The following is a 12689-nucleotide window of genomic DNA, read 5'->3' on the forward strand; positions in this document are numbered from 1 at the left end:
CGGTTCTTTTTTTGCTATAGCTGAAAAGTAGTAATAAAGAAGGTCTACCGAAGTCCGTATAAGGTTTTTTGGCCTATAGGGTCAAAGCATATGAAAGGAAATGAAAGGATAGGGACGCATATGTATCTGTAATCAAGCTGAATCATCTTCATCCACCAAAATGGATAATTATAAGCTGTGGAAGCTATATTTGAATTTTGAGAATTTTCTCTTTTGTTGATAAAATTATGAAAGATTAAAAATATTACAAGCTACATAAGGGGGACTCTAGACAGTGAAGAATTGGAAAAGCCTAATCTTGTTAGTACTTGCTGCACTTCTTCTATCCGCATGCGGAGACAAAGCTACAACAAAGAGTGGTGCGAAGTTAGTGGAGAAAGGCAAATTGGTTTATGCAGCTTCAGGTGAATTCAAGCCATTCAGTGTGACGAATAATGATGGAACCATGTCAGGTTTCGATATTGATGTGGCAGATGCAGTTGCAAAGGAAATGGGTCTTGAACCCGAGCAGAAGAAATTTAAATTTGCAGGGATTGTAGAAGGGGTTAAATCCGGACGTTTCGACGTGGCGGTTGCCAGTCATACAATCACGGAGGACCGTTTGAAAGAAGTAGACTTCTCAACTCCTTATTATTATTCAGGTCCCCAGATTTTCGTCCGCAAAGACAGCGATGTTGAAACCCTGGATGATTTGAAGGACAAGGAAATTGCCGTATCCAAAGGGTCCACTTATTCAGATACTGCCAAAGAAGTAACCGATAAAATTCAGGCGTATGATAGTGACGTTGTCGCACTCGAAGCGTTAAACAAAGGAAAACATGATGCCGTCATTACAGACTTCATCACAGGTAAAGAAGCGATTGCTGCGGGCCTCGACATCGAAGCGCGTGAACTGATCGGACGCAGTGAACAGGCGATTGCCGTCAGTAAAGATAATGAAAAACTATTGAAAGAAGTCAATAAAGCTCTAGAAGCATTAAGAGAAGACGGTACATTAAAGAAAATCAGTGAAAAATATTTCAAAACAGACATTACATCAGATCCTGAGAAAGAGTAAGAGCAGCATGACACAGAGCGAATGTGCTTCTATGCGCATTCGCTTTTTGTCTTAATGGGAAATAAATAGAACGGAGGGAAGTCCATGCACTTTTTAGAAACCTTTGCCGGTACATATGATGTTTTTCTTAAAGGGATGTTGCTGACATTCCAATTAACCTTTGTATCTGTCCTGATTGCGATTGTAATCGGTTTGTTTTTCGCTTTCCTTAAGATATCAGGGATCAAACCTTTGTCCCTCATTGCGGATTTATACATTTTCGTTGTAAGGGGTACACCATTAATCGTTCAAATCTTCATTTTCTATTTCGGGTTGACTTCATTGAATATTTCAGGCTTCTGGTCTGTCGTCATGGGTCTTGCATTCCATAATGGAGCGTATATCGCAGAAATCTTCCGGGGGGCCATTCAATCCATCGACAAAGGGCAAATGGAAGCGGGACGTTCCCTTGGAATGTCACTTGGCCTGTCCATGAGAAGGATCATCCTTCCTCAGGCATTCAGGCGTGCCTTGCCGCCCCTTGGAAATCAATTCATCATTGCATTGAAGGATTCATCCCTTGCTTCCTTCATAGGGATGTTTGAATTGTTCAGCGTGGCGACGACACTCGGTTCGAATAACTTTGATTATATGACGTATCTGCTCGTTGTAGCGATCTATTACCTCGTTCTGGTATTACTATTCTCAACGATCGTCAATGTAATTGAAAAACGAATGTCTATCAGTGATTAAGAATGAAGTGGGAGGGATGAGTGTGAGTCAGGAAATGATTAAAGTAGAAAAATTAAATAAATCCTTTGGTGATTTGCATGTATTGAAGGATATTGATATCAACGTAAGGGAAAGTGACGTGGTTTGCCTCATTGGAGCCAGTGGATCAGGGAAGAGTACATTGCTTCGCTGCTTAAACTTCCTCGAACTGAAAGATAACGGGAAGGTTGTCATCGAAGGGGATGAAGTCAACCAGGATACCCATGATTTGAATAAAATCCGTCAGAAGGTAGGAATGGTCTTCCAACATTTCTATCTCTTCCCCCACAAAACCGTACTGGAAAATGTAATGGAGGCACCAGTGTATGTAAAGGGTGTCTCTAAAGCGGAAGCAAGGAAGGATGCCAAAGCGCTGTTAAAGAAAGTCGGCCTGGGGGATAAAGAAGATGTCTATCCGTCCAAGCTTTCAGGAGGACAGAAGCAGCGTGTTGCCATCGCGAGGGCCCTTGCTATGAAACCGGATATCATGCTGTTCGATGAGCCCACTTCGGCACTGGATCCGGAATTGGTCGGTGAGGTACTCGCTACCATGAAGGAGCTTGCTTTAGAAGGAATGACGATGGTCGTCGTGACCCATGAAATGGGATTTGCCCGTGAAGTGGCCGATTGGGTCGTCTATATGCATGATGGCCGTATCGTTGAAGTGGGGCCTCCACAGGAATTGTTCCATTCTCCAAAAGAGCAGAGGACGAAAGAATTCTTGGACTCGGTTCTCTAATAAACGTGAAAAAGCCCGGATGCCAATCCGGGCTTTTTCGTGCCTACTTTTTTCTTGCAAATAATAAATAGACACCGATCCCGATAATGACGATGGGCCAGAATTCCCAGGCGCTTCCCACGCTTCCTTCAATGAAACCGAACCATCGCACCACTTTATCAGAGAATAGAAGAATGATAGAGAGTGTCAAAAAGAGCACTCCTTGAAATAAGCCTGCACGTGTCTTCTGATATCTTAGAAGAAATCCGAGAGCAATGATGAGAATGAAAGTTCCCATATGATCCGGCCAAACGTCAAGCTTATTGACCACATGGAAATGCAAGCCGAATCCAACCAGGATTGTACCGGGGAGGATGGCTTCATAATCCCTTCCTCCATATCCCTGACCGAGAAAAGCCAGTCCGACAATGATAAGCAAGGTGGGCCAGGTGAAAAATTCCTGAAACAATACAATGTTTGCCTGCTGTAAATAAAAGTAAGCGCCAAAGCCAATTAAGATGATTCCGGGGAATATCCGCTGCTGTTTCATACTTTTCCTCCTGAAAATTAGTAAAATGACGGTTTTAATTCCTATTATTTAAGGGAAAATGGCACATAATATGAAAAATAAATCCCTATGTCCCGTTGAATAGTGAGAAACCTTTCCATTACTTGATTCTTTAGGCTTGTTTTGGTACTCTACATGAGTAGGGAAATGTCGAAATTTAAAAGATTTACGAAGAATTGAAAATGCTTTCATGTTTATTTCTTTCTTCTTTATAAATGTACTGATGAAATGAATGTTTAGCAAGTCCCGGAAGAAGCATTAGGTTCTACCCCTTAAATGTAGCACAGGTTTCAATTTCTGTTCACATTTCAGGGCCTGAGGACTTATTTGGACATGTTATAATAACAGTAATGATTTTACTTGGGGGTGTAGTGCATAGCATGTATACAATAGTCGTTGGTTTAAATTATAAAACGGCCCCTGTAGAGATTCGTGAGCGTTTATCTTTCAACGAAACTGATCTTCCTTCAGCAATGAAAGCATTAAAGGAAAAGAAAAGCATCCTTGAAAATGTGATTGTTTCTACATGTAATAGAACGGAAGTTTATGCGGTAGTGGATCAGCTTCATACAGGTCGTTATTATATTAAAGATTTTTTATCTCAATGGTTTGATATAGATAAAGAGGAGTTCACGCCTTATCTGTTCATTTATGAACAAGAAGGAGCGGTCGAACACCTGTTTAAGGTTGCCTGTGGATTGAACTCTATGGTACTCGGGGAAACCCAGATCCTTGGTCAAATCCGTTCAAGCTTCCTGAATGCACAGGAATCGGGAGCGACGGGTACCGTATTTAATCACCTGTTCAAGCAGGCGGTCACTGTTGCCAAGAAGGGTCACTCGGAAACAGAGATTGGTTCCAATGCGGTATCAGTCAGCTATGCGGCTGTTGAATTAGCTAAAAAGGTATTCGGCAGTCTGGAAGGTAAGCATGTCCTCATACTTGGGGCCGGGAAAATGGGGGAACTTGCCATCAAGAATCTCCATGGCAGCGGAGCCACCAAGGTGACCGTGATCAACCGCACATATGAGAAAGCCCAAAGCCTTGCAGAGCGTTTCAGCGGGAATGCGAAAACGATGCAGGAGCTTCAATGCGCCCTTGTAGAAGCCGATATCATGATCAGTTCTACGGGAGCAAAGGATTTTGTCATCACGAAAGAAATGATGTCCCATGTGGAAAGCATGAGGAAGGGCCGTCCCCTATTCATGGTGGACATTGCGGTACCGAGGGATTTAGATCCGGCAATCGGGCAGATCGAGAGTGTATTCCTTTATGATATCGATGATTTGGAAGGCATCGTCCAGGCGAATCTGGCGGAACGCAAAAAAGCGGCTGAACAAATCGAAATCATGATTGAAGCAGAAATTATTGCGTTTAAAGAATGGTTGAGCATGCTCGGTGTGGTACCTGTCATTTCCGCTCTCAGACAGAAAGCACTTGCCATACAGGCAGATACGATGGAAAGTATCGAACGGAAAATGCCTGACCTCTCAGACAGGGAACGCAAAGTATTGAATAAACACACGAAGAGTATCATTAATCAGCTATTAAAAGATCCGATCCTCCAGGCGAAGGAATTTGCCGGTCTTCCGGATGCAGAAGATAAATTGAATCTATTCATCAATATTTTTAACATTGAACAACAAGTGTTAGAGCAGAAACAAGTGAAAGCAGCCAACGAAAAGACTGAGAGCGATCATAGCTTTACACCACAACCCTCTTTTCAAGCGTAAGTGAGGTTAATGTCGATGTTTGAACAAACGATGACCAGGCTGCACGAACTTATGATTGTTCTGTATGCTATTAGTATTCTCTTCTATTTTATAGATTTCTTAAACAAAAACCGGAAGGCGAATCTGTTTGCCTTCTGGTTACTTGCGATTGTTTGGGTCCTTCAAACAATCTTTTTATTTCTATACATGATGAATACAGGCAGGTTTCCGGTCCTCACCATCTTTGAGGGACTTTATTTTTATGCCTGGGTACTCATCACCCTGTCCCTTATCATCAACCGATTGCTAAGGGTGGACTTCACTGTCTTTTTTACAAATGTTCTCGGATTCATCATCATGGCGATCCATACTTTCGCACCGGTACAGGTGGAGTCCCAGGCGATGGCAGAGCAGATGGTATCGGAGTTATTACTGATTCACATTACGATGGCCATCCTATCATACGGGGCCTTCAGTCTTTCCTTTGTGTTTTCCCTTCTCTATCTTCTCCAGTTTAAATTATTGAAGGAGAAAAAATGGGGGCAGAGGTTATGGAGGATCAGTGATTTGTCCAAGCTTGAGAAGATATCCTATATCTCTAATTCCATCGGGGTTGCGATGCTTCTGTTGAGCCTGATTTTAGGGTTGCAGTGGGCATATATCAAGCTTCCTGAGTTTCTATGGTATGATCCAAAGATAATAGGATCATTCATTCTATTAATTTTATATAGCAGTTATTTATACCTTCGCATTAAAAAGAATGTCTTTGGTAAATCATTAGCATTTCTTAATGTGGCAGCCTTCTTGATTATATTAATCAACTTTTTCTTAGCTAGTCGGTTGTCTTCATTTCATTTCTGGTATTCATAAGTTTTCAGGAGGTCATTATGAGAAAAATCATTGTTGGTTCAAGACGAAGTAAATTAGCCCTTACCCAAACCAATTGGGTGATCGATCAGTTGAAGGCCCTCGATCCTTCTTACGATTTCGAAGTGAAGGAGATTGTGACGAAAGGGGATCAGATCCTGGATGTCACCTTATCCAAAGTGGGCGGTAAAGGCTTGTTTGTAAAAGAAATCGAGCAGGCGATGCTGGATAAAGAAATCGACATGGCCGTTCACAGTATGAAAGATATGCCGGCGGTTTTGCCAGAAGGACTGACCATCGGAAGCATCCCGGTTCGTGAGGATCACCGTGACGCATTTATCAGTAAGAATCATGTTGCCCTTAAAGATCTCCCTGGCGGAGCGATCGTCGGAACGAGCAGTCTCAGGAGAGGGGCTCAGATCCTGTCTGTGAGACCGGATCTTGAAATCAAATGGATCCGCGGCAACATCGATACACGCCTTTCTAAACTGCAAAATGAAGATTACGATGCCATCATCCTGGCAGCGGCGGGACTATCACGCATGGGATGGACGTCGGATGTCGTAACGGAATTCCTTGATCCGGACCTTTGCTTGCCGGCAGTCGGTCAAGGGGCCCTTTCGATCGAGTGCAGAAATGATGACGACGAAGTCCTCGAACTGCTTGAGAAGTTCGCGTGTGAGGAAACGACGAGTACCGTGACGGCTGAACGGGCTTTCCTTCATAAAATGGAAGGTGGCTGTCAGGTGCCGATTGCAGGATTTGCCGAGTTGAAAGACAATGGAGATATTGCATTGACCGGACTTGTCGCTTCCCCTGACGGACATACGATCTACAAAGAATACATGACGGGTCAGGATCCGAATGAAGTTGGAGAAAAAGTGGCTGAAAGTTTAACAAATCAAGGTGCAAAAGCCTTGATTGACCAGGTGAAAGAGGAGCTGGATCAATAATGAAGGGTAAGAGGCCTTTAGAACAAGTAAAGGTTTTGATTACTCGTGGCAATGAGGGATCCAGTGAAACCGGGTCTCTCATTGAAAACGAGGGAGGGGTACCCATCTTGGTACCGCTCCTTCATTTTCATCCACATATAGATCCATTTGAAGCATCGCTTCACACTACCCTACATACATACGAATGGATCATTTTCACCAGTAAAAATGGGGTGAAGTTCTTCTTGGAAGCATTAAAAAGACAGGGGATCCCTTTACCCTCTTATACGGGGAAATTCGCTGCCGTCGGGACCAAGACAGAGCAGTATTGTTATAAATACGGAATACCGATTTCATTTGTTCCGGAAAATTTCACCGGAGATGACTTCGCCGAGGAATTCATTTCTAAAGTGAAGACTGACGGTCAGGTGCTGATTCCAAAAGGGAACCTGGCAAGGAATGTGATTGCAACGGAATTAGCCTCAGCAGGAGTCAGCTGTCAGGAATGGATCGTCTATGAAACGGTCCTTCCAGAGAACAGCATCGTGCAGTTGAAAACGATCATTGAAAAGGAACAAGTGGATATCATTACATTTACGAGTTCATCGACGGTCCATCATTTTATGAAGGTCATCCGTCACTATTCTCTCTATGATCAGATCAGGGATATTCCCATTGCGTGCATCGGACCGATCACAAAAAAAACTGCTGAGCAATACGGATTACATGTAAAAATCTGTCCAAGCGTTTATACTGTAAATGAAATGGTGAATGAGATGAAAGAGTTCATCTCTGCCTGTTAGCTATCAAACATTAGGAGGCTTTTATTATGAAAGACCTGCAATTTAATCGACACCGCCGCTTACGTCAATCGGAAACGATGCGTGCCCTCGTGCGGGAAACACATCTAAGAAAAGAAGATTTAATTTACCCGTTGTTTGTCGTGGAAGGGGAAAACATCAAGAATGTCGTTCCGTCCATGCCAGGTGTTTACCATATTTCACTCGATAATTTACAAGCTGAAATGGATGAAGTGGTTTCACTCGGGATCAAGTCCATCATTCTTTTCGGTGTTCCAGCTGAAAAAGACGAGTTGGGGAAACAGGCGTATCATGACCATGGAATCGTCCAGGAGGCGACACGTTTTGTGAAGGAACGTTATCCGGACCTCGTTGTCGTTGCCGATACATGTCTTTGTCAGTATACAAGTCACGGTCACTGTGGAATCGTCAAAGATGGGAAAGTCCTGAATGACGAGACCCTTGATCTGTTGGCTAAAACAGCGGTCAGCCAGGCTGAAGCGGGAGCGGACATCATCGCACCGTCGAACATGATGGATGGCTTCGTAGCAGCAATCCGTCACGGTCTCGACGAAGCAGGCTATCATGATGTGCCGATCATGTCATACGCTGTGAAATATTCATCAAGCTTCTATGGTCCTTTCCGTGATGCGGCTCATTCAACACCTCAATTCGGAGATCGCAGAACGTACCAAATGGACCCTGCGAATCGCTTGGAAGCCTTAAGGGAAGCCCAGTCTGATATGGAAGAGGGTGCCGACTTCCTTATCGTGAAACCGGCCCTTTCGTATCTGGATATCATGCGTGAAGTGAAAGACCGTTTCAATGCACCGGTTGTCGCTTATAACGTAAGTGGAGAGTACAGCATGGTGAAAGCAGCGGCTCAAAACGGATGGGTAAACGAACAGGAAATCGTCATGGAGAAACTGACCAGCATGAAACGTGCAGGGGCAGACCTCATCATTACGTATTTTGCAAAAGACGTAGCAAACTGGTTATCCTAATTGGTGAAGAATTCCTGTCAGGATGACTGAAAGATCACTAAAGGAGGAACCGATATTGCGTTCATATGAGAAATCGAAACAAGCATTCAAGGAAGCAGTAAACCTGATGCCCGGCGGAGTGAACAGTCCCGTCCGTGCGTTTAAATCAGTCAACATGGATCCGATTTTCATGGAAAGAGGAAAAGGATCGAAAATCTATGATATCGATGGGAATGAGTACATCGACTATGTCCTGTCATGGGGTCCGCTTATTCTAGGTCACAGCAATGACCGGGTCGTGGAATCCATTAAAAAAGTGGCTGAAAACGGGACGAGCTTCGGTGCTCCTACAGAAATTGAAAACAAACTGGCCCAACTGGTGATTGACCGGGTGCCAAGCATCGAGATCGTCCGCATGGTGTCTTCAGGTACAGAAGCGACGATGAGTGCACTGCGTTTAGCCCGTGGATACACAGGCCGCAATAAGATCATCAAGTTCGAAGGCTGTTACCACGGTCATGGAGACTCTTTATTAATTAAAGCGGGCTCCGGTGTCGCGACCCTCGGTTTACCGGACAGTCCCGGTGTTCCTGAAGGAGTGGCAAAGAATACGATCACGGTACCTTACAATGATCTGGAAAGCATCCGCTATGCCTTCGAACAATACGGTGATGACATAGCAGGTGTGATCGTCGAACCTGTTGCAGGGAATATGGGTGTCGTGCCTCCTCAACCCGGCTTCCTTGAAGGTTTGCGTGAAGTAACGGAAAACCACGGTGCCCTTCTGATATTCGATGAAGTCATGACAGGCTTCCGTGTTGGTTACGGCTGTGCCCAAGGCTTCTACAACGTGACGCCTGACTTAACATGTTTAGGGAAAGTCATCGGCGGGGGACTTCCTGTCGGGGCATACGGCGGGAAAGCTGAAATCATGGAAAGGATCGCGCCGAGCGGTCCGATCTATCAAGCCGGAACTCTTTCAGGTAACCCGTTAGCCATGACGGCTGGATACGAAACACTGAGCCAGCTGACTCCTGAAACATATACCGAGTTTACACGTAAAGCAGATCTACTGGAGGAAGGCTTAAAGAAAGCCGCGGAAAAATACAACATTCCTCACAGAATCAACCGTGCAGGCTCCATGATCGGGATCTTCTTCACAAACGAAGAAGTATCGAACTACGAAGGTGCCAAGTCTTCGGATCTTGAGATGTTTGCCGACTATTACCGTGAAATGGCCCACGAAGGGGTATTCCTGCCACCTTCTCAATTTGAAGGACTTTTCTTATCGACAGCCCATACGGATGATGATATCGAAAAGACCCTTCAGGCAGCTGAAAAAGCGTTTGAGAAAATCAGTAAGAAGTAATAAAGATAGCCGATCCTTTTTGGGGGATCGGCTATTTATATTCGTTTTCCTATCATATTCCTCCTTTCTGGTTCATAAAGTGATAATGGCATTGTTTACTATTTCTTTGTTTGGAACCTGAAAGGAGGAATTTTCTTTGTCACAAGAACAACAATCGTGCTTACGATTTTCTTTGGAAGAATCAATTTGGTTCAAAAAAGGACAGGAAGTTGAAGAATTGCTATCTATCTCCTTAGATCCTCATATAACGATACAAGAACAAGAGCAATACGTACTTATCAGGGGAAGCCTCGATTTAACCGGTGAGTATTTACCGACATCATTTAGAGAAGTGGAGGAAGATGAGTTCGAAGCAGGCGGGAAGTTCGTGCAGACCGTTGAAAAGAGGGAGAGGGGTGAATATGAATTTGTCCATCGATTCCCGGTGGACGTCACGATCCCGAAAAATCGAATCGCAAATTTAGGGGATATTGATGTATATGTCGAGTCCTTTGACTACATCGTCCCTGAAAATGCCTGTTTAAAGCTAAACGCAGACTTGACCATCACCGGCATCTATGGTGAACAGCAGGCTCACACTCCTCTTGAAGCAGAGTATGAGAGAGAAGAGGAATTCGAGCCCCTTTACCGTTCAAGTGCCGTAGCCCAAGCAGAAGAAATGGAAGAGGCAGAAGAAGAGGTGGAAACCGAAGAAGAAGAAAGAGAAGAAGTGTACGAATACGAAAACTATAATGAAGAAATCACGGGTTATGTTGAAGAAGATGAGGAAGAAGATCCTGACGACGAGTATCAGCCGTTTAATCTGGAGGGAAGGACTCCACCGGCTGAACAGGAAGATGAAATTCCTGTCCAGATTCAATACGATACACAACCGCCTCCTTCCTATGAGGAAGTCGACTACCGGAAAGAAAATGTATTCCAGCTTCCCCAGCATGAGCTGAGTGAGTCGTCTGAGGAGCAGCATGCTGAACCGAAGGCCGCTTATACGCCGCCTCCAGCACCTAAGTACAAGGAGCAGGAGATGGAAGAAGAAGAGTCCTCCTCCTCATCAGCCGTAGAAGCAGAGATGGAAGAGGAAGAAAAGGAAGAAAAGAAAAAGACGAAGGGCAAAAAGAAGTATGAATCCATTTCATTGACTGATTTCTTTGCCCGGAAAGAAGAGGAAAGGGGAGCGACTCTTCGGGTATGCATCGTCCAGGAGGGAGAAAACCTGGATTATATTGCTGAAAAATATGATTTGACCATTCCACAGCTATTAAGGGTGAATCAACTCGAAGCGAATCAGGACGTATATGCCGGTCAGGTTCTATATATCCCGAACAGCGAATTCGTTTTCAAGGGATAAAGGAAAATAGCAAGGTCACTCCCATCAGAGGACCATAGAAGAGAGTCAAAGTATCATAGTGGAAATGACGGGGCTGACACCAAATTCATTGGAGTTGGTCCGTTTTTTTTAGAAAAGTAATCGTAGAAGGTGAGAGAAATGGCGCAAACGCTGGAGGGATTGAAGCCTGTCTTGCAACCTTATGGGGTCGAACCTCATTTTGTTGAAAGCTACGGAAGGATTTCGAAAGTATTTTCAAATAAAGGCACTCTGGCCGTCAAACAGCTTCCAGCCCAAAATGGCGTGGACTTCGTCCGGAATGTACAAATGCTGTTTCAGCGGGGCTATAATCGTATCGTCCCGATTTATCCCACCCTGGATGGCCGCTATGCTGTGTGGAATCAGGGGGATTTATATTATGTCATGCCGTGGCTGATGAACCAGGAAAGAGAAGATCAGTTTGAAAAGCACCAAAAGATGTTCAGGGAATTGGCGAGGCTCCACACTCTTTCCTCCCACGAAGTGAAAATCGATAAGGAAGAGAGAGAATCCCATTATGAGCAGCTCACGTCGAGATGGGATAAAGAGCAGGCGTTCCTTGATGAATACGTGGAAGCATGTGAAAAGACCACCTACATGTCCCCTTTTCAATTTCATTATTGCATGTATTACAAGGACGCTTCACAAGCGTTGAAGTTTTCCCGTAAAATGCTGGATGAATGGTATGAGGACACGAAGGAGCTTGAAAAGGTAAGGACCGTGATCACCCATGGAAAGGTTTCGACGGAGCATTTTTTATTCGATGAAAGGGGTTTGGGGTATTTTCATAACTTTGAGAACTCAAAGATGGCGTCCCCATTTCATGATCTACTCCCGTTCTTGTCGAGAACATTGAAGACCTATCCTAAATACTACGAGGAATGTATTGAATGGCTCACCACCTATTTTCAGCATTTTACCGTCCGGAATGAAGAAAGGCTTCTGTTCATGAGCTACCTGGCATATCCGAGCTCCGTCATTGCAGTTGTGGAAAAATACTTCCATACCCCGAAGGATAAGCGGAATGAACGGAAGTCACTAAAGAAGTTGCAGCGTCACTATTGGTTACTGAAAAATACCGAATATGTGGTCATGCGACTGGATGAAATGGAAAAGCAGAAGAAAGAGCAGGCCGAGCAGGCTGAATAAAAAAAGGACTGACGAATCCACCTTTCGTCAGTCCCTTAAATCCAATCGAAGTAAATGGCAAGACCGATACCGATAAACAGGGTTAACAGAAGAACATCAAAAGTGGTTGGTAAGAGAATCGTGCGGATGCCTTGAAAGATGGTAAAAGGTATGATGAATTGCTTACATATTAATCGGGCGTTGCCCATCCATTTCTGTAAGGTGTACTGGTTGATTTTTTTCATCATCATCCACTCACTTTCCTGGGTATATTCACTACTTTATCTTATGAATCTGATATGGAATGGTGCCTATGTATGGGCAAAATGAATATTTTTCAATGAAAATGCCAATAATGATTGACGAAAGTTTATCTTATCCTATACTATAATGAGTAAATAAATAATCATGAAAAGCAATGAACAGGAAGAGTACATTGGTC

General features: G+C 44.0%; 13 protein-coding genes and 1 other annotated feature (1 of these 14 only partly in view). Of the genes, 11 read left to right on the forward strand and 2 right to left on the reverse strand.

All coding sequences use genetic code 11. The annotated features are described in order from the left end of the window. Positions 1-274 precede the first annotated feature (274 nt). The 3 genes from ACSQ2E_RS07475 to ACSQ2E_RS07485 all read left to right on the forward strand — a co-directional run bounded on the left by ACSQ2E_RS07475 (position 275) and on the right by ACSQ2E_RS07485 (position 2546). Positions 275-1057 carry a transporter substrate-binding domain-containing protein gene (locus ACSQ2E_RS07475; protein ID WP_435989968.1) on the forward strand — a complete coding sequence of 261 codons (783 nt, stop codon included), beginning with the start codon at positions 275-277 and terminating at the stop codon, positions 1055-1057. Positions 1058-1141: 84 nt separating this feature from the next. After that, complete coding sequence (locus tag ACSQ2E_RS07480) at positions 1142-1789, forward strand: amino acid ABC transporter permease (protein WP_034757145.1); 648 nt, start codon at positions 1142-1144, stop codon at positions 1787-1789. A gap of 16 nt (positions 1790-1805) precedes the next feature. Continuing rightward, positions 1806-2546: an amino acid ABC transporter ATP-binding protein gene (locus tag ACSQ2E_RS07485; RefSeq protein ID WP_435989969.1), complete on the forward strand. Its 741-nt coding sequence runs from the start codon at positions 1806-1808 to the stop codon at positions 2544-2546. Between the two features lie 43 nt (positions 2547-2589). On the opposite strand, the gene ACSQ2E_RS07490 is transcribed toward ACSQ2E_RS07485, so the two are convergent. Continuing rightward, entirely contained in the window at positions 2590-3075 is a 486-nt protein-coding gene (locus ACSQ2E_RS07490; RefSeq protein WP_435989970.1) for a LiaI-LiaF-like domain-containing protein, read from the reverse strand. A gap of 398 nt (positions 3076-3473) precedes the next feature. Here ACSQ2E_RS07490 and hemA point away from each other — a divergent pair, with 398 nt between their 5' ends. The 8 genes from hemA (at position 3474) to ysxE (ending at position 12268) form a co-directional block, all read left to right on the forward strand. Continuing rightward, entirely contained in the window at positions 3474-4826 is a 1353-nt protein-coding gene (gene hemA, locus ACSQ2E_RS07495) for a glutamyl-tRNA reductase (RefSeq protein ID WP_435989971.1), read from the forward strand. 15 nt (positions 4827-4841) lie between these two features. Continuing rightward, on the forward strand, positions 4842-5675 hold the full coding sequence (ccsA, locus tag ACSQ2E_RS07500) for a cytochrome c biogenesis protein (RefSeq protein WP_060670925.1): 834 nt from the start codon (positions 4842-4844) through the stop codon (positions 5673-5675). A 17-nt stretch (positions 5676-5692) separates the two neighbouring features. After that, positions 5693-6625 carry a hydroxymethylbilane synthase gene (hemC, locus tag ACSQ2E_RS07505; RefSeq protein WP_435989972.1) on the forward strand — a complete coding sequence of 311 codons (933 nt, stop codon included), beginning with the start codon at positions 5693-5695 and terminating at the stop codon, positions 6623-6625. Further along, positions 6625-7407, forward strand: a complete 783-nt coding sequence (locus ACSQ2E_RS07510) for a uroporphyrinogen-III synthase (protein ID WP_435989973.1) — start codon at positions 6625-6627, stop codon at positions 7405-7407. The genes hemC and ACSQ2E_RS07510 overlap by 1 nt, the downstream gene beginning before the upstream one ends. 26 nt (positions 7408-7433) lie before the next feature. Beyond that, a complete protein-coding gene (gene hemB, locus ACSQ2E_RS07515; RefSeq protein ID WP_435989974.1) occupies positions 7434-8408 on the forward strand; it encodes a porphobilinogen synthase in 975 nt (324 codons plus the stop codon). Positions 8409-8463: 55 nt separating this feature from the next. After that, a complete protein-coding gene (gene hemL / locus ACSQ2E_RS07520) occupies positions 8464-9756 on the forward strand; it encodes a glutamate-1-semialdehyde 2,1-aminomutase (protein WP_435989975.1) in 1293 nt (430 codons plus the stop codon). Positions 9757-9892: 136 nt separating this feature from the next. After that, complete coding sequence (gene spoVID, locus ACSQ2E_RS07525) at positions 9893-11101, forward strand: stage VI sporulation protein D (protein WP_435989976.1); 1209 nt, start codon at positions 9893-9895, stop codon at positions 11099-11101. 138 nt (positions 11102-11239) lie between these two features. Beyond that, positions 11240-12268, forward strand: coding sequence for a spore coat protein YsxE (gene ysxE, locus ACSQ2E_RS07530; RefSeq protein WP_435989977.1), 1029 nt, complete (start codon positions 11240-11242; stop codon positions 12266-12268). Positions 12269-12303: 35 nt separating this feature from the next. On the opposite strand, the gene ACSQ2E_RS07535 is transcribed toward ysxE, so the two are convergent. Further along, positions 12304-12492, reverse strand: coding sequence for a hypothetical protein (locus ACSQ2E_RS07535; protein ID WP_034760497.1), 189 nt, complete (start codon positions 12490-12492; stop codon positions 12304-12306). A 164-nt stretch (positions 12493-12656) separates the two neighbouring features. Then, positions 12657-12689, forward strand: a binding site (T-box leader) (it continues 194 nt past the right edge of the window).

The sequence above is a fragment of the Rossellomorea sp. LjRoot5 genome, assembly GCF_964253455.1.
Classification (GTDB): Bacteria; Bacillota; Bacilli; order Bacillales; family Bacillaceae_B; genus Rossellomorea.